This is a genomic window from Pannonibacter phragmitetus DSM 14782, from assembly GCF_000382365.1.
Taxonomy (GTDB): domain Bacteria; phylum Pseudomonadota; class Alphaproteobacteria; order Rhizobiales; family Stappiaceae; genus Pannonibacter; species Pannonibacter phragmitetus.
Map to the genome: position 1 here is coordinate 26473 of NZ_KB908221.1, position 17701 is coordinate 44173.

Below are 17701 nucleotides of genomic sequence, written 5' to 3' on the forward strand. Positions count from 1 at the left end.
CGGCTGCGGAAACACTGGATTACAGTGAGGGCGCATATGATGAAGAGTGAGCTGACCACCAGCACAGCCATGGCCGTAGCAGGGCGCGAGGGAGCGGAAAAAGCCCGCACCGCGACCACTATCGCCACGCGTCTGCGCGAGGCGGCAGATAAAGGGCTCTACAATCCTTCTCGCGAACACGACGCCTGCGGCGTCGGCTTCATTGCGCATCTCAAAGGCCAGAAATCGCACAAGGTCGTCGCGGACGGCCTGAACATCCTTGAAAACCTTACCCATCGCGGCGCGGTTGGCGCCGATCCCCTGATGGGCGACGGCGCAGGGATGCTCGTGCAGATCCCGCATGACTTCTTCAAGGCCGAACTGTCGGCGCAAGGGGTGACCCTGCCGGAGCCTGGCCAGTATGGCGTTGGCTTCCTGTTCCTGCCGCAGGACGAGGCCCTGCGCGCCAAGTGCGTGGAAATCGTCGAGCGCGTTGTCGCAGCTGAAGGCCAGAAGGTCCTCGGCTGGCGTGACGTGCCGGTCGACAATTCGTCCCTGTCCAAGGCACCGGACATTGCCGCCACCGAGCCCTATTCCCGCCAGCTCTTCATTGGCGCGGCCGATGGCATCGACCAGACCACCTTCGAGCGCCGCCTGTTCGTGCTGCGCAAGGTGATTTCCAACACCGTCCGCGCCGAGAGCAACGCGGTGAAGCACGGCTTCTATCTGGTCTCCATGTCCAGCCGCACGCTGGTCTACAAGGGCATGTTCCTGGCTTACCAGCTTGGCGCCTATTACAAGGACCTGAAGGACGAGCGCTTCACCTCGGCCCTCGCCCTGGTGCACCAGCGCTTCTCCACCAACACGTTCCCGTCCTGGGATCTCGCCCACCCCTACCGCATGGTGGCGCATAACGGCGAGATCAACACCCTGCGCGGCAACGTCAACTGGATGGCTGCCCGCCAGGCGTCCGTGTCCTCGCCGCTGTTCGGCGACGACATCTCAAAGCTGTGGCCGATTTCCTACGAAGGCCAGTCGGACACCGCCTGCTTCGACAACGCGCTCGAATTCCTCGTCATGGGCGGCTACTCGCTGGCCCATGCGGCGATGATGCTGATCCCGGAAGCCTGGGCCGGCAACCCGCTGATGGACGAGAACCGCCGCGCCTTCTACGCCTATCACGCCGCCATCATGGAGCCGTGGGACGGCCCCGCCGCCGTGGCCTTCACCGATGGCCGCCAGATCGGCGCAACGCTGGACCGCAACGGCCTCCGTCCGGCCCGCTACATCGTCACCGATGATGATTATGTCATCATGTCCTCGGAAGTGGGCGTGCTGCCGATCCCGGACGAGAAGATCGTCAGGAAGTGGCGCCTGCAGCCGGGCAAGATGCTGCTCATCGACCTGGAACAGGGCCGCATCGTCTCCGACGACGAGATCAAGCGCCAGCTGTCCACCGCCAACCCCTACAAGGACTGGCTGCACCGCTCGCAGATCGTGCTTGAGGACATGCCGGGCGTGCGCGAGCGCGCTCCGGTGGCCGGTGAAAGCCTGCTCGACCGCCAGCAGGCCTTTGGCTACACCCAGGAAGACATCAAGCTCTTGATGCAGCCGATGGCGACCGTGGGTCAGGAAGCCGTGGGCTCCATGGGCACGGACACGCCGATTTCGGCGCTCTCCGACAAGTCGAAGCTGCTTTACACCTACTTCAAGCAGAACTTCGCGCAGGTGACGAACCCGCCGATCGACCCGATCCGCGAAGAGCTGGTGATGAGCCTCGTCTCCTTCATCGGCCCGCGTCCGAACCTGTTCGACCTCAAGGGCCTGTCGCACGCCAAGCGCCTGGAAGTCCGCCAGCCGATCCTCACCAACGAGGATCTGGAAAAGATCCGCCGCATCGGCGACATCGCGGACAATCACTTCTCGGCCAAGACGCTCGATATCACCTATTCCGCAGCGCGTGGCGCTGAGGGTATGGAAGATGCACTGGAGGAACTTTGCCAGCGGGCCGAGAAGGCCGTGCGGCATGGTGACAACATCATCATCCTGTCGGACCGCCTGATCAGCCGCGCCCGCATCGCCATTCCGGCGCTGCTGGCCACCGCTGCCGTGCACCATCACCTGATCCGCAAGGGCCTGCGCACTTCCGTGGGCCTCGTGGTGGAGACGGGTGAAGCACGCGAAATTCATCATTTCTGCGTGCTGGCAGGCTACGGCGCCGAGGCGATCAACCCGTATCTCGCCTTCGAGACCCTGCTCTCGATGCACCACGAGATGGACTTCCCCGAGGAAGTTGATGCCGATGAAGTGGTCTACCGCTACATCAAGTCCATCGACAAGGGCATCCTCAAGGTCATGTCCAAGATGGGCATCTCGACCTACCAGTCCTATTGCGGCGCGCAGATCTTCGACGCCATCGGCCTGTCGTCCGCCTTTGTCGAGAAGTACTTCTTCGGCACGGCGACGACCATTGAAGGCATCGGCTTGAAGGAAGTGGCGCAGGAAACCGTGATGCGCCACCAGATGGCCTTCGAGGATGTCGCCATCCTGCGCCGGTCGCTGGAAGTGGGCGGTGAATACGCCTACCGCATCCGCGGCGAAAGCCACATGTGGACGCCGGATTCCATCGCCACCCTGCAGCACGCCGTGCGCGGCAACCTGCCGGACAAGTACCGGGAATTCGCCGAGCTTTCCAACAAGGAAACCGGCCGCTTCTCGATCCGTGGCATGTTCCGCATCAAGAGCGCGGAAGAGCTGGGCCGCAAGCCCATCTCCATCGACGGCGTGGAGCCGGCCGACAAGATCGTCCGCCGCTTCGTCACCGGCGCCATGTCCTTCGGCTCGATCAGCCGCGAGGCACATACCTCGCTGGCCATTGCCATGAACAGGATCGGCGGCAAGTCGAACACCGGTGAAGGCGGCGAGGAAGCCGAGCGCTTCAAGCCGCTGCCGGATGGCTCGATGAACCCGCAGCGCTCCGCCATCAAGCAGATCGCGTCCGGCCGTTTCGGTGTCACCACCGAATATCTGGTCAATGCCGACATGCTGCAGATCAAGGTGGCACAGGGCGCAAAGCCCGGTGAAGGCGGCCAGCTGCCGGGCCACAAGGTGGATGCGGTCATTGCCAAGGTGCGTCACTCGACCCCGGGCGTGGGCCTGATTTCGCCCCCGCCGCACCATGACATCTACTCGATCGAAGATCTGGCGCAGCTGATCTACGACCTGAAGAACGTGAACCCGGAAGCCGACATCTCCGTGAAGCTGGTGTCGGAAGTCGGTGTCGGCACGGTGGCCGCAGGCGTTGCCAAGGCCCGCGCCGACCACATCACGGTCTCCGGTTATGACGGCGGCACCGGCGCTTCGCCGCTGACCTCGATCAAGCATGCCGGCAGCCCCTGGGAAATCGGCCTTGCCGAAACCCAGCAGACGCTGGTGCTCAACGGCCTGCGCTCCCGCGTGGCGCTGCAGGTGGATGGCGGCCTGAAGACCGGCCGTGACGTGCTCATTGGCGCCCTTCTGGGTGCGGACGAGTTCGGCTTTGCCACCGCGCCGCTGATCGCCGCAGGCTGCCTGATGATGCGCAAGTGCCACCTCAACACCTGCCCGGTTGGCATCGCCACCCAGGACCCGGTGCTGCGCAAGCGCTTCAAGGGCACGCCGGAGCATGTGATCAACTACTTCTTCTTCGTCGCGGAAGAGCTGCGCGAGCTGATGGCCTCTCTCGGCGTTGCCGACCTCAACGAGATCATCGGACGCTCCGACTTCCTCGACAAGGACACTGCCATCGACCACTGGAAGGCGAAGGGCCTCGACTTCGGCCGCATCTTCTTCCAGCCGGAGGCAGCTCCCGAAGAAACCCGCTGGACCCAGCGCCAGGAGCATCCGATCACGGATATTCTGGACCGCCGCCTCATCGCGGCCGCCCGCCCGGCGCTGGAAGACAAGACGCCGACCATCGTCGAGGAGACCATCTGCTCGGTCGACCGGTCTGCCGGTGCCATGCTCTCGGGCGAAGTAGCCAAGCGCTACGGCCACAAGGGCCTTGCGGCGGACACGCTGAAGATCAACCTGAAGGGCACTGCCGGTCAGGCCTTTGGCGCGTTCCTTGCCCGCGGCATCACCATGGAACTGCGGGGCGATGCCAACGACTATGTCGGCAAGGGCCTGTCGGGCGGCAAGATCATCGTGCGCCCGTCGGACAAGGCACGGATCGTGCCGGAAGAGTCCATCATCGTCGGCAACACCGTGCTTTACGGCGCGACCGAAGGTGAATGCTACTTCCGCGGTGTTGCGGGCGAGCGTTTCGCCGTGCGCAACTCCGGTGCGATTGCAGTGGTCGAGGGCGTGGGTGACCACGGCTGCGAATACATGACCGGCGGCATCGTCGTCGTCATCGGCCAGACCGGGCGCAACTTTGCAGCCGGCATGTCGGGCGGCATCGCCTATGTGCTGGATGAGGAAGGCAACTTCTCCTCCCGCTGCAACCTTGCCATGGTCGATATCGAACCGGTGGCCGAGGAAGACGACCTGCTGGAGAAGCTCCACCACCATGGCGGCGACATCGAGCACAAGGGCCGCGTGGACGTGACGGGCGACATGACCCGCCACGACGACGAGCGCCTGCGCCAGCTCCTGCTCAACCATGTGGCCCACACCGGCTCCACCAAGGCACAGGCGATCCTGGATGCCTGGGATGTGTACAGGCCGAAATTCGTCAAGGTGATGCCCGTCGAGTACCGCCGGGCCTTGCGCGAGATGGAAGAGAAACGGCTCGGCATGGTGGCGGCGGAATAAGCCCGCCACCTGCACCCGGCCCTCGCGGCACACGCTGAGGGCCGGCACCACCCGGCAACAGAGCCGTCTCCCTGAGATCAGGTCGAGGCGGCTGAGGATGAAACGAGTTTTGAGGAGGTCACCTTGGGCAAGGTCACCGGATTTATGGAAATCGACCGGCAGGAGCAGAAGTACCAGCCGGCATCCGACCGCATCCGCCATTTCCGCGAGTTCACCCTGCCGCTGAACCAGGGCGAGGTCGAGCGTCAGGCGGCACGCTGCATGGATTGCGGCATCCCCTATTGCCACGGCCCCGTCGGCTGCCCGGTGCACAACCAGATCCCGGACTGGAACGATCTGGTCTATCAGGGCGACTGGGAACTGGCACTGCGCAACCTGCATTCGACCAACAATTTCCCGGAGTTCACCGGCCGCGTCTGCCCCGCCCCCTGCGAGGAAGCCTGCACGCTGAACCTTGAGGACGCACCGGTCAACATCAAGACGATCGAGCAGGCCATTGCCGACAAGGGCTGGAAGGAAGGCTGGATCCGCGCCGAGCCTTCCGCCACCAAGACCGGCAAAACGGTTGCCATCATCGGCGGTGGACCGGCCGGCATGGCCGCTGCCCAGCAGCTGGCCCGCGCCGGGCACACGGTGCATGTCTATGAGCGCGAGCCCAAGGCCGGCGGCCTGCTGCGCTATGGCATCCCGGACTTCAAGATGGAAAAGCGCCACATCGACCTGCGCGTCAAGCAGCTGGAAGAAGAAGGCGTCACCTTCCACTATGGCGTCAACGTCGGCGTCACCGTCACCATGGAAGAGCTGTCCGAGCGCCATGATGCGGTGATCATCTGCACCGGTGCCGAGCGTCCGCGTGATCCGGGCGTCTCCGGCATGGAGCTGGAAGGCTGCCATTGGGCGATGGACTATCTGGTCCAGCAGAACCGCCGCGTCGGCGGCGAGGATGTGTCCGGCGAGGCGCCGATCTGGGCCGCAGGCAAGCATGTGGTCGTCATCGGCGGCGGCGACACCGCCTCCGACTGCGTCGGCACGGCCTTCCGTCAGGGCGCCCTGTCGGTGACCCAGCTCGACATCCGCCCGATCCCGCCGCTGAAGGAAGACAAGCTGACCGTGTGGCCCTACTGGCCGACGAAGTTCCGCACGTCTTCCTCGCAGGCCGAAGGCGCCGAGCGCGAATTCTCCGCCGCCACCCTCGGCCTCGTCGGCGAGGACGGGCACATCGTTGGCGTCAAGTGCGCCCGCGTGGACGAAAAGCGCAAGCCGATCCCCGGCACGGAGTTCATCCTGCGCGCTGATCTGGTGATGGCCGCCATCGGCTTCTCCGGCCCGCGCCTCGACACCTTCATCGCCGAGCTGGACGGCAAGCTGGAGCTGGATGGCCGCACCAACGTGAAGGCCAACACCGAGGACTACAAGACGAGCTATGCCAACGTCTTTGCTGCCGGCGACGTCCGCCGCGGCCAGTCGCTGGTCGTCTGGGCCATCCGCGAAGGCCGCCAGGCCGCCCGCGCCGTGGACGAATTCCTCACCGGCTCCTCCAACCTGCCGCGCTGAGCGGCAGGCGGAACAGCACAATCCTCAGGAGCGGCCCCCGGGCCGCTCCTTTTGTTTTGGGACATGGAAAAGGTCAATTCGGCAGGCTGCCCGTGAAGTCCACGCGGCCGGGAATGGGGGTGCCGGTGTCGCCTGTGGCCAGGAACCTGCGGGCGAGGCGGGCGGCGGCTTCGGTTTCCACCGGGGGCAGGATCTGGGGTTCGTTGGCATCGCCCGCCAGATGGTCCTCTGCCGACAGGGCGCGTCCGGTCAGGACGATGAAGTTCGGGTCGTCCGCCACCCCTTCAAAGGCGAGCCCACCATAGCCGCCAAGCACGCGGGCAAGCTCCCTCTCGACGAAAAAGGCCACCTTGCGGGCACCAGCCCATGTGAAGCCGACGCCATCATTGGCGCGCAGGCGGCGGCGCTGGCCGTCCACATCCGGCCCGAAAGCGGTATAGGCCTCGTTGTCATCAAGAAACACCTTCCAGATGTCCACATAGGCCGAGCGGGTCATGGCCGCTTCGGCCTGAAACAGGTCATTGAGAATGATGAAGCCGGGATCAAGCCGCGCTGCTTCGGTCGGCGGCAGGCCGACAAGCACGAGCGGCTTGCGCTCCTGCCGCATGGCCAGCGCCAGAGCCCGCAGCTTCTTGCGGTAATCCGCCTTGAAGGCATCGCTTCCAAAGGATACCAGACCGCCATCCGGCTGCGGCACATCCTTGACGTCGGCATAGCCGAACACGGCGACAACCGCCTTGACGCCGCCACGCCGGATCCGGGAAACGGTCCTGTCCGTCCAGGCCGGGTCCGGATCGCCCATCAGTCCATCCGGGAGGGCAACAGGCTGTGCGGGAGCAGGCACCGCCCCAGCGGCGGTGGCAGCGGCAGCTTCGGCAGAAGCCGGCTGCGAGACAGCGGGTGCTGCGCTCAGCAGCTCGACACGGATCATCGGCTTTTGCGCGAAAATGGCACTCAGCCCTTCCGCAAGCGCCGCAGCTGCCGGCCCGCCGAGCACAAGCACAACACCTGCATCCGGCTCTTTCGGCGCTTCCACGACTTTGGGAGGGGTATTGCTGGGAGCGGCTGGGGCTTTCTTGCGCACCACAGGCTTGGCTTCCTGCACCCGCACCTCGGGCCGGGACACGCCGAACAGGCGCATGAGCGGGCGCAGCGGGTTGAAGCCATCTTCGGAAGGGGGAGGCGGAATGGGGCGCCCCTGCGCCAGCACGCCCCCCTGCAGCACCGGCAGAACAACCAGCGCTGCAAGGAGAATGGCAAGCCAGCGCATTCTGAACGAAAGAAGCGGCACCCGGTAACCTCCATCTGAACAAGGTCAGACTATAGGCAATCTGGCGCCGCTCCGGAAGTGTCAGCTACCGCTGCCGATCCTGGATAGCAGCATCACCGAGGCATAGCCATCCGGGATCAGGCCACGCGACTTCTGGAAGGCGCGGATGGCGCGGCGGGTGGCCGGGCCTGCAAGGCCATCCGGCTCACCTGCCTGGAAGCCCTTGCGGTTGAGGGCTGCCTGCAACTGCATGGTCTGATCCTTATTGAGCGGCAGATGCTCCCGCGCCCAAGACCCGGCAAAGGCATCGCCGCCCCGGATCCGGTCGGCCAGATGGCCAACAGCCAGCGCATAGGCCGTGGCGTTGTTGTAGCGCTTGATGACGGAAAAGTTCTTCAGCATCAGGAAGCTCGGACCGGCCGCCCCGGCCGGCAGGACCAGCACGGCGGTGTCATCGGCACGCGGGAAGCCGCGGCCATTGGGCCGCACAACACCAAGCCGGCCCCATTCGGCCAGCGTCTTGGAGGTGGTGTCATCGGCCATCGAATAGTCGAAACCGCGCGGCAGATTGACCTCGTAGCCCCACGTCTTGCCTGACTGCCAGCCGTGTTCCTTCAGGTAGTTGGCGGTGGAGGCCAGAGCATCAGGAATGGACGTCCAGATATCCCGGCGGCCATCGCCATTGAAGTCGGCAGCGTAGCGCTTCCAGCTCGACGGCATGAACTGGGTGTGCCCCATGGCACCGGCCCAGGAGCCGATCATGTCCTTGTGGCGCACGTGGCCCGCCTGAATGATCCCCAGGGCGGACACCAGTTCACCTTGCCAGAAGTCCCTCCGGCGCGGCGCTTCATAGGCAAGCGTCGCCAGCGCGCGGATCACGTCATGGCCGCCCATGAAGCTGCCGTAGTTGGTTTCCATGCCCCAGACGGCCAGAACCACTTCCTTCTGCACGCCGTAGCGGGCCTCGATCTCGCGCAGAACGGCGGCATGCTCACGCAGCATCTTCTGGCCGTTCTCGATACGCGTGGTGGAAACCGCGCTTTCGAGATAGTCCCACACCGGCTTGACGAACTCGGACTGGCGCGACATCAGGCGCACCGTGTCCGGATCGGGCGTCATGCCGGTGAAAACGGCGTTGTAGGTCTGGCTGCTGATCCCGGCCGCCTGTGCCTGCGGCCAGAAATTGCGGACCCACGTCTGAAAGCCCGCATCCGCGAGCGCAGAGCCAGCCTGCATCATCCCTCCAGCAGCAAGCAGCACGGCAGCGGCAAGGCCGCGAGCCTTTCTGGCGATCCGGCCCATTGGCCGGGACACATCCTGTCCGGTCAAACCGTTGTTCGTCATTCAGGCCTCCTTAATGCCCGGAATGCCCCCGCACCCCATGTTGGCAAGCTGATCTTCTGGCCCCATCGGCTCACCGGCGTATCCGGACACCCGCCTGGATGCGGTTTTCATCGTAATCCGCACCGGCGATTGAGCTGTCAAAGGTCCGATAGGTATATGTCCCCGTCAAGGCAACGTTGCGTGTCAGGGCATAGGTTGCTCCCGCCAGCGTGCTGGTGGTTGCCTCTTCAATGCCCACGCCCTGATAGTGGCGCCGCGCATAGCCCGCGCCCGCCTGCGCCACCAGCCGCTCGGACAGGGCATGGGACACGCGCAGGTCCGCGCTGTAGAGGATCGAGCCGGAGGATCCGGCCAGATCCGAGGGGCTGAGCGTTGTGGTCAGGCCTGCGGTGACTGTCATCAGCCGCGTCGGCGACCAGACGAGCGAACCGTCGATGGTCAGGCCCGCCAGATCCTGAAGCTGGCGGCTGTCCAGACGCTCCACCCGCCATCCGGCAGCCACTTCGCCCGCCAGCTTTGGCCCGGCGGCAATGGTCACGCCGCTGCGCAGGGCATAGCCCTTGGCATCGCGGCGGATGCAAGGGGCGGCGCAATCCTCATCGAAGGAGCGGCGCAGAGCCGTCACTTCGGCAAAGGGCTGCAGCATTGCGCCCGTGCGGGCATCCAGCCGCAGCGTCGCAGAATAGAGCGTGTTGTCCCGCCCGCTGCGGCCCTCACGGCTCTGCCCTTCCGAATACATCGTCCGGGCCACATCGCCGCGCAGGGTGGCCGCCACAATGCCTGCCTCGCGGGTCACGCCCAGCGAGGCATTCACCACATTGACATCGCCCTCCCCATTCGGGTTCTCCGCCGTGGAGGTGTCTTCACGCGAATAGGAATGGCCGAGTGAGCTGTTGATCTGCGTGCTGTCCCCGGCATCCAGCCGCAGCGCCGCTCTGGTGTCGATGGAAGGCTCGCTTCGCACATTGCTGCCGGGATAGGCCGCATAGGAGCCGCGCAGCGAAACATCCAGCTGATGCCGGGACCAGTCCGAGCGGATCTGCAGATCGGGCGCAACCGAGTAGAGCGAGTTCGCGCGCCCGCTGGAAGAGCCGGCCGCATTGTCCGACCAGCCCCCGGAGACCGTGAGTTGCGGCACAACCGTGAAGGTGCCCACCCGCAGTCCAAGCGGCGCGTCATAGGTGGTCTCGCCGTCAAACACATCGTTGCCGAGGGCACCGCCCTGCCCGCCATTGGCGCTGACCCTGCGCACGGCGTTGACCCGGTCGGAAAAGGGCCGCGTCTGGCTCTGGCGGCCGGTGCCGGCAAGCCCTGCGGAACCGGCGTCTTGCGTGCCGCCCGTCAGGGAGTAGACCTGCGCCTGCGTGGGATTGACCGGTGACAGGGTGCCCGTTGCCGCCGGAGCCGAACCGCCGGCCGGCGGCAGCACCTGTCCGCTGGTGCTGTCCATGGCTTGCCCGCTGCCATCAAAGGTGCTGGTGCGCAGTCCCGTGGCGCCCGTCGACGGACTGCCGGCCACCTGCGCAGCCGCAGGCAAGGCGCCAAAGACGCTCACGAGCAGACAGGAGAGGAACTGGCGCATCATCAAAAGCCGGACCGGGACCCATGGGTACAATTCGTCTCAAAATGCGGGATACATGGTTAACCACGGGTTTCCGTCCGGGCATTTGGCAGCGCGGGAAGGCTCCGCAGCCGCCTTGCACAAGCCATCATCCACCCGGATGCTTGCGCCTCCGTCACAGCTGGCTTAGACAGACGCCAGTCCGCAAAAGGGGCTCAGCCCGCAAACGGGCTCAGGTCCGCAGCGCAAAAGGACAAGCCATGCACAGCGCCAGCCTTACCGGAACCGACCCCTCATCACTTTCCAGTGAGGACCGCGAGACTCTTGCCTCAGCGGACCGCACACTCGGCACGGAGCTGGCAGCTCTGACCTCGCTGCGCGATGCGCTGCAGGACAGTCTGGCTCTGCCCTTCACACGTGCGGTGGCGCTTCTGCATGGCATTGCAGGCCGCGTCATCATTTCCGGCATCGGCAAGAGCGGCCATATCGGCACAAAGATTGCCGCCTCCATGGCCTCCACCGGCACGCCCGCATTCTTCGTCCATGCCAGCGAGGCCAGCCACGGCGACCTTGGCATGATCACGCAGAATGATGCGGTGGTTGCCCTGTCATGGTCCGGCGAAACGCCGGAACTGGCCAGCATCATCGCCTATACCCGCCGCTTCAAGGTGCCGCTGATCGCCATCACCTCATCGGCCACCAGCGCGCTCGGCAAGGCTGCCGATATCGTCCTCGCGCTGCCGCAGGTGACGGAAGCCTGTCCGCATGGCCTTGCGCCGACGTCTTCGACGCTGCTGCAACTGGCCATCGGCGATGCGCTGACCGTGGCTCTTCTGGAAGCGCGCGGCTTCACCGCGCAGGATTTCCGCGTCTTCCATCCGGGCGGAAAACTGGGAGCAAGCCTCAGGCTTGCCCGCGACATCATGCACAAGGGCGAGGCCATGCCGCTCACGGTGGAAGGCACGCGGATGCGTGATGCCATCGTGCTGATGACACAGAAGGGCTTTGGCGTCGCCGGTGTCACGGATCAGGCCGGCAAGCTCACCGGCATCGTCACCGACGGCGATCTGCGCCGTCACATGAGCAGCAATTTCCTCGACAAGACCGTCGATGAAATCATGACGCGGCGGCCGAAGTCCGTTCCGGGCGACATGCTGTCAGGTGCCGTACTGGAGTTCCTCAACACGGCGGCGATCACCTCGATCTTCGTAGTGGAAGATGGCAAGCCTGCCGGTATCATCCACATGCACGACCTGCTGCGGATCGGCGCTGCCTGACGCTAGGGTTGCTTAACGCAGAAACCTCAATTCGCAGCTTGATTAGGGATTGATTAGCCTAGTTTCTCTAAGCTCCCTCTCCAGAGTGTTCGGCCTCTCCGGCCTTTGGAAACGGTGCAAGGAATGGATCTGGGTTCAATTATCGGAATTGTCGGCTCTTTTGCGATCGTCATGGTCGCAATCCTGCTGGGCGGCAGCTTCGGTCAGTTCATCGATGTTCCGTCCGTTCTCATTGTGATCGGCGGCGGCCTGGCCGCAACCCTCATCCGCTTTTCGCTTGGTGGCATCGTCAGTGCCTTTGCGGTTGGCGCAAAGGTCGGCTTTGGCGCCAAGAACATCAAGCCGCGCGACCTGATTGAGGAAATCAGCGGCCTTGCCGAAATCGTGCGTAAGTCCGGGCCGCTTGGGCTGGAAAATGCCGCTGTTTCGGACCCGACCCTTGCAAAGGGCGTGCAGTACATCGCCGATGGCTATGAGATCGAGTTCATCCGCGAATCCATGATGCGCGAGCGGGACCTGACGCTTTCGCGCCTGTCCGAAGGCAAGCGCGTGTTCAAGGCACTGGGCGACAGTGCCCCGGCCTTTGGCATGATCGGTACGCTCGTCGGTCTGGTGCAGATGCTGGCCAACATGGATGATCCGTCTGCGATCGGCCCCTCCATGGCTATCGCCCTTCTGACCACGCTTTATGGCGCGCTGATTTCCAACTGCTTCTGTCTGCCGATGGTGGACAAGCTCGACGCCAAGTTCGACGTGGAAGAGGTCAACCAGACCCTCATCATCGACGGCATCCTGCAGATCCGCGAATCCAAGAGCCCGGCGTTGATCCGCGAGATGCTGATCGCCTATCTGCCGGAAAGCGCCCGTGCCGGGCTGATCGACGCGGCATAAGGCAGAAGCCGGAAAGGGAGCACAGATCATGGCACGCAAGAAGCCTGCAGGCGGCGGCGCCCCGGAATGGCTGGTGACATTCGCTGACCTGATGTCCCTGCTCGTCTGCTTCTTCGTGCTGATCATCTCCTTCTCGGTTCAGGACAAGCAGAAGCTCCAGATCGTCGCCGGCTCGATGAAGGATGCCTTCGGCGTCAAGGAGAACTCGCGGCGTCTTGGCGTGATCGAAATGGAAGGCATTCCGATCCGCGACTACATGAAGCAGGTCTCACAGGTTCCGCAGGAACTGGATTCGGACTTCGCCAGCGAGCGTCACGAGAAAAACACCAAGCAGGGCCCCGAAGCCAACACCCACGACACGGTGGAGGCCGAAATCGAGCGTTCCCGCCAGTTCGCCACGGCGGCTGCGACCCTGCGCCAGGCCCTGCAGGAAATGCCGGAGATCACCGAAATCTCCCAGCACATCATTTTCGAGGAAACAGAAGAAGGCCTCAACATCATGATCGTGGATCAGGATGGGCGGTCGATGTTCCGCGAAGGCTCGAAATATCCCTACGAAACAACCCGCCGGATTCTGGCAAAGATTGCCCCGGTTCTGGCGGATATGCCGAACCGGATCGAGGTCACCGGTCACACGACAACCGGCAGCGCCGCCACGGACCCCAATTACACCACGTGGGAGCTGTCGACCGACCGGGCGAACATCGCCCGGCAGATCCTCAATGAATATGGGGTGCCGTCAGACCAGATTTTCTCGGTGGTGGGCAAGGCCGATACGGAACCTCTGTTCCCGAACGACCCCTTCCTGGCAGCAAACCGGCGCATCAGCGTCTTGCTGATGCGCGAAGCCCCGCCAATCCCGCCGGGCAATCTGTAAGCTGCCCGGACTTGCGCTGCTTGCGCAGCACGGTTTGAAACGGCTCAAGCGCCGCACGCCTTGAGCCGTTCTCTATGAGAATTGGGCTTAGTCCGCCTGCCTGACGCGCAAGCGCACACCTTCCACGCCTTCCACAAGCACGCGGGTTCCGGCGGGCAGATCCGGCCCGGAGATTTGCCAAACAGTGTCGTCAACGGAAAGCCAGCCAGTTCCTGAGACAATCGGGTCCTTCAGAACATAGATGTGGCCAGCATAGCGGCTGCCCCGCCGGTTGAGACCGGGATCGCCAAAGGCGCTTTCCCGCCGCCGCATGAACCACCGCCCGGCAATCACGCTGATGACGGACAGCACTGCGAAGAGGATGATGTTCGTCTGCCAGGCAAGCGGTTCGATCAGATTGACCACGCCAACCAGGATGGCTGCGACGCCGAACCAGAGGAAGAAGGTGCCCGGAACGAGCACCTCCACCCCGAAGAGCAGGATGCCGGAAAACCACCAGCCCCAGGCGCCAAGTCCCTGGAAGATCTGCTCAAATGTGCTCATGCACCCTCACTCTGCCCCGGACGCGGCACCGAAGGCAGTCCCGAGCCTGAGCTGGACCGGCTCTCGCCGTCCTTGTTGCCGAATGCCTCGCGGGCAATCTCGCCGATGCCGGTCAGAGCACCCAGCAGTGACGTTGATTCCATCGGCAGGATCAGGGTCTTCTGGTTGCGGGATGTCGCCAGTTCCTTGAAGGCTTCGATATATTTCGTCGCAACGAAATAGTTGATCGCCTGCATGTCGCCGGCAGAAATCGCCTCACTGACGAGGCGGGTCGCCGTGGCTTCGGCCTCAGCCGCGCGCTCGCGTGCCTCGGCATCACGGAACGCCGATTCCCGGCGGCCTTCGGCCTGCAGGATAAGGGCCTGCTTCTCACCCTCTGCCTTGAGGATTTCGGCCTGCCGCTTGCCTTCGGCCTCCAGGATCGAGGCGCGCTTGTCACGCTCGGCCTTCATCTGGCGGGCCATGGAATCCACCAGATCGCGCGGCGGATTGATATCCTTGATCTCGATGCGGGTGACTTTCACGCCCCAGGACTCGGCGGCGGCATCCACCACGCGCAGCAGGCGGGTGTTGATCTCGTCACGGTTGGACAGCAGCTCATCCAGATCCATCGACCCCATCACCGAGCGGATGTTGGTCATGGTGAGGTTGAGAATGGCGTTCTCCAGCCCCGCCACTTCATAGGCGGCACGGGCGGCGTCCAGAATTTGATAGAAGGTGATGCCATCCGCCGTCACCGTGGCATTGTCGCGGGTGATGACCTCCTGGGAGGGGACGTCGAGCACCTGCTCCATCATGTTGAGACGGCGGCCGATCTTGTCGATGACCGGAACAATCAGGTTGAGGCCCGGCGAGAGGGTGCGCCGGTAGCGGCCGAAGCGTTCGACCGTGAGATTGTAGCCCTGCGGAACAGTCTTCACGCCCGCAAAAATCAGCAGGATGACGAAGAAAAAGAGTGCGACTAGAACAATGTTGAAACCGTAATCGGCCAAGGGCATGCGAGGCTCCCGTCTTATCTGCCTTTAAAACGGGCAGAGTATGCGACGGATCAGCCTGCGATGCCACCCGGAAAGAGCCGGGCAGCACCGCCGCCCGGATCAGAAGCATGGTCCTGGAAGGCCGGACGGTTCAGAGCCAGCCGGACAGCTCGCGCTGCACCACCTGTTGCAGCACGGCCATGCCCAGATCGCTGTCGTTGAGGCAGGGGATGTGGGTGAACTCGCCGCCGCCATTCTCGTGGAAGATCTCTCCGGCTTCTCCGGCAATTTCCTCAAGCGTTTCAAGGCAGTCGGCGACGAAGCCGGGGTTCATCACGGCGATGTTCTTCACCCCCTCCTTCGCCAGCGCCTCGACGGTCTTGTCCGTGTAGGGCTGCAGCCACTCCTCCGGGCCGAAGCGAGACTGGAAGGTAACCCGCAGCTTCTCCTTGCTCATGCCCAGCCGCTCGCGCATCAGCCGCGTCGTCTTCATGCAATGGCAGTGATAGGGGTCGCCCTTCTTGAAGTAGGACTGCGGAATGCCGTGATAGGAGGTGAGGATCACATCCGGCTCGAAATCGAGCCCGGCAAGATGGCGCTCCACCGACTGGCTCAAAGCCTCGATATAGGCCGGGTCGTCGTGATAGGGCGGCACGGTGCGGATAGCCGGCTGCCAGCGCATTTCCAGCAGGGCACGGCAGACCTCGTCATTCACCGTCGCCGTGGTCGAGGCGGCATACTGCGGATAGAGCGGGAACACCAGAATACGGTCGCAGCCATCGGCCTTCAGCGCTTCAAGGCGCGAGCGGATGGAGGGCTGGCCATAGCGCATGGCCCAGTCGATCTTCAGCCGTCCGCCGTGATCGCCCATCAGCTCGGCGAGCTTGTCCGACTGGCTGCGGGTGATGGTGCGCAGCGGCGACTCGTCCAGCTCCTTGTTCCAGATCTCGTCATAGGCCTTGCCGGACTTCTTCGGCCGGGTGATCAGAACGATGCCATAGAGGATCGGATACCACAGCGCCTTCGGCCATTCGATGACACGCTTGTCGGACAGGAACTCGCGCAGATAGCGGCGCATCGGCCAGTAGCTGGTGGCATCCGGGGTGCCGAGGTTCACGAGAAGCACGCCGATCTTGCCCGCCTTCACCGGCGGGTGGGCCTCCGGCAGCTTGATGCTGCGCATGGATGGGCCGGCTTCAGCCAGGGCTTCAGGGGAAAACTGGACGGTCATGACAACTCCGGAAACGGGCAGGCGTGCAAATGCGCACATTTGGCCGGAACATAAGACACCAGCCAGCCTTGTCCAGTACGTCAGAACTCACAGTCCGGATCATTACCGCCAAAAAAGAAGGGAAAGAGGCGGATCAGGCCGCCTGCCCTCCATAGTCGCGCTCATCGGAAATGACCTTGCCGTCATTCGGCAGGCTGCCTTCGGCCAGGCATTCAACGGCGCCCTTGAGCTTGGTCACCTCCCGAAGGGTTGCGGCAATTGCAGAGACCGTTTCCAAAGTGGCCGTTTCCACCTGCAGGGTCATCACATCCTGCTCGCTGGCGCGTGTGACAACGAGCCGCGCCTTGCGGATTTCCGGATGGCGGACGAGCACATCGGCGATCTGCACCGGATCAACGAACATGCCCTTGATCTTGGTGCGCTGATCGGCCCGGCCCATCCAGCCGGCAATGCGCTGCCCGGTGCACCCGCAAGGGGACTGGCCCGGCAGCACTGCCGACAGATCACCCGTGCCAAAGCGGATCATCGGATAAATGCGGTTGAAATTGGTGACCACCAGCTCGCCAACCTCGCCGTCTGCCACGGGCGTTCCCGTGCCGGGACGCACGATTTCGACGATATAGTCCTCGTTGACGATCATGCCGCTGCCAGCCTCGCTCTCATAGGCAATGACGCCCAGTTCCGCCGTAGCATAGCATTGCAGAACGGCAATACCGCGTGCAGCATAATCGGCCCGCAGCGAGGGAAACAGCGCTCCGCCGGAGACAAGCCCGCGCTTGAGGCTGGACATGTCCCGCCCCAGTTCCTTGCCCTTGTCGAGCAGCACCTTCAGGAAGTCTGGCGTCCCCACATAGCCGGAGGGCTTCAGCGTCTCGATGGCCTCAAGCAGCATTTCCGTGTTGCCGACGCCGCCGGGGAAGACGGTGCAGCCCAGCGCCCGCGCGCCGTGATCGAGCAGAAAACCACCCGGCGTCAGGTGATAGGAGAAGGTGTTGATCACCACATCGCCCGCCTGAAACCCGGCTGCTTCCAATGCACGGGCCACATTCCACGGGTCCTGTCCTTCCGGCTGCGGCTCCCAGATCGGCCCCGGAGACATGAACACCCGCTGCACACCCTTGAGAGAACCGGCCAGAAACCCGCCAAAGGGCGGCTCCGCCTTCTGGTGCTGCAGCAGGTCCGACTTGCGCAGCACAGGCACGGCTGCCAGCGCCTGCCGCGAGGTGACGGCAGCAGGATCCACGTCTTTCAGATGGCGGGCCCAGCCGGGCGCTTCCTCTCGCGCATGGCGCAAGATTTCCGGAAGCCGGGCAAAAAGCTCCGCCTCGCGCTGATCCGGCGACCGCCGTTCGCGCGCTTCACGATGTTCCGCCGTCATAGCCTGTCCTCGCTTGCTTCGCCTT

The 17701-nt window shown here is 63.9% G+C and carries 11 protein-coding genes and 1 pseudogene; 5 read left to right on the forward strand and 7 right to left on the reverse strand.

The genetic code is table 11. The features are described from left to right. Window positions 1-150: 150 nt before the first annotated feature. Both gltB and H163_RS0112105 read left to right on the forward strand, forming a co-directional pair. Window positions 151-4773, forward strand: a pseudogene (gene gltB, locus H163_RS0112100) (glutamate synthase large subunit); the annotation flags it as partial. A gap of 123 nt (window positions 4774-4896) precedes the next feature. Beyond that, window positions 4897-6327 carry a glutamate synthase subunit beta gene (locus H163_RS0112105; protein WP_026355771.1) on the forward strand — a complete coding sequence of 477 codons (1431 nt, stop codon included), beginning with the start codon at window positions 4897-4899 and terminating at the stop codon, window positions 6325-6327. A gap of 73 nt (window positions 6328-6400) precedes the next feature. Here H163_RS0112105 and H163_RS0112110 read toward each other — a convergent pair whose 3' ends face one another. The 3 genes from H163_RS0112110 to H163_RS0112120 all read right to left on the reverse strand — a co-directional run bounded on the left by H163_RS0112110 (window position 6401) and on the right by H163_RS0112120 (window position 10526). Beyond that, the gene (locus H163_RS0112110) at window positions 6401-7618 is read right to left on the reverse strand and encodes an SGNH/GDSL hydrolase family protein (RefSeq protein WP_147290459.1); all 1218 of its coding nucleotides are present in this window, start codon (window positions 7616-7618) and stop codon (window positions 6401-6403) included. 60 nt (window positions 7619-7678) lie between these two features. Beyond that, window positions 7679-8899, reverse strand: a complete 1221-nt coding sequence (locus H163_RS0112115) for a lytic murein transglycosylase (RefSeq protein WP_019964852.1) — start codon at window positions 8897-8899, stop codon at window positions 7679-7681. A gap of 112 nt (window positions 8900-9011) precedes the next feature. Next, complete coding sequence (locus H163_RS0112120; protein WP_115336500.1) at window positions 9012-10526, reverse strand: outer membrane beta-barrel protein; 1515 nt, start codon at window positions 10524-10526, stop codon at window positions 9012-9014. Between the two features lie 236 nt (window positions 10527-10762). On the opposite strand from H163_RS0112120, the gene H163_RS0112125 reads away from it, so the two are divergent. The 3 genes from H163_RS0112125 (at window position 10763) to H163_RS0112135 (ending at window position 13547) form a co-directional block, all read left to right on the forward strand. After that, window positions 10763-11779 (forward strand): KpsF/GutQ family sugar-phosphate isomerase, encoded by a 1017-nt coding sequence (locus H163_RS0112125; RefSeq protein WP_019964854.1) that lies wholly within the window; start codon window positions 10763-10765, stop codon window positions 11777-11779. Window positions 11780-11902: 123 nt separating this feature from the next. Then, the gene (locus tag H163_RS0112130) at window positions 11903-12670 is read left to right on the forward strand and encodes a MotA/TolQ/ExbB proton channel family protein (RefSeq protein ID WP_019964855.1); all 768 of its coding nucleotides are present in this window, start codon (window positions 11903-11905) and stop codon (window positions 12668-12670) included. A 28-nt stretch (window positions 12671-12698) separates the two neighbouring features. Then, complete coding sequence (locus H163_RS0112135) at window positions 12699-13547, forward strand: OmpA/MotB family protein (RefSeq protein WP_019964856.1); 849 nt, start codon at window positions 12699-12701, stop codon at window positions 13545-13547. 87 nt (window positions 13548-13634) lie between these two features. Here H163_RS0112135 and H163_RS0112140 read toward each other — a convergent pair whose 3' ends face one another. From H163_RS0112140 to H163_RS0112155, 4 genes are all read right to left on the reverse strand, one after another. Beyond that, on the reverse strand, window positions 13635-14090 hold the full coding sequence (locus H163_RS0112140; protein WP_019964857.1) for an NfeD family protein: 456 nt from the start codon (window positions 14088-14090) through the stop codon (window positions 13635-13637). Next, window positions 14087-15088, reverse strand: coding sequence for an SPFH domain-containing protein (locus tag H163_RS0112145; protein ID WP_019964858.1), 1002 nt, complete (start codon window positions 15086-15088; stop codon window positions 14087-14089). The genes H163_RS0112140 and H163_RS0112145 overlap by 4 nt, the downstream gene beginning before the upstream one ends. 130 nt (window positions 15089-15218) lie before the next feature. Continuing rightward, window positions 15219-16298 (reverse strand): ferrochelatase, encoded by a 1080-nt coding sequence (gene hemH / locus H163_RS0112150; RefSeq protein ID WP_019964859.1) that lies wholly within the window; start codon window positions 16296-16298, stop codon window positions 15219-15221. A 133-nt stretch (window positions 16299-16431) separates the two neighbouring features. Beyond that, complete coding sequence (locus tag H163_RS0112155; RefSeq protein WP_019964860.1) at window positions 16432-17676, reverse strand: phenylacetate--CoA ligase family protein; 1245 nt, start codon at window positions 17674-17676, stop codon at window positions 16432-16434. Between the last annotated feature and the right edge of the window lie 25 nt (window positions 17677-17701).

Coding starts and splice junctions, on each gene's coding strand:
- H163_RS0112140 (WP_019964857.1), bottom strand. CDS start 14,090: ATGAGCACATTTGAGCAGATCTTCCAGGGACTTGGCGCCTGGGGCTGG.
- hemH (WP_019964859.1), bottom strand. CDS start 16,298: ATGACCGTCCAGTTTTCCCCTGAAGCCCTGGCTGAAGCCGGCCCATCC.
- H163_RS0112115 (WP_019964852.1), bottom strand. CDS start 8,899: ATGGGCCGGATCGCCAGAAAGGCTCGCGGCCTTGCCGCTGCCGTGCTG.
- H163_RS0112145 (WP_019964858.1), bottom strand. CDS start 15,088: ATGCCCTTGGCCGATTACGGTTTCAACATTGTTCTAGTCGCACTCTTT.
- H163_RS0112125 (WP_019964854.1), top strand. CDS start 10,763: ATGCACAGCGCCAGCCTTACCGGAACCGACCCCTCATCACTTTCCAGT.
- H163_RS0112130 (WP_019964855.1), top strand. CDS start 11,903: ATGGATCTGGGTTCAATTATCGGAATTGTCGGCTCTTTTGCGATCGTC.
- H163_RS0112155 (WP_019964860.1), bottom strand. CDS start 17,676: ATGACGGCGGAACATCGTGAAGCGCGCGAACGGCGGTCGCCGGATCAG.
- H163_RS0112135 (WP_019964856.1), top strand. CDS start 12,699: ATGGCACGCAAGAAGCCTGCAGGCGGCGGCGCCCCGGAATGGCTGGTG.
- H163_RS0112120 (WP_115336500.1), bottom strand. CDS start 10,526: ATGATGCGCCAGTTCCTCTCCTGTCTGCTCGTGAGCGTCTTTGGCGCC.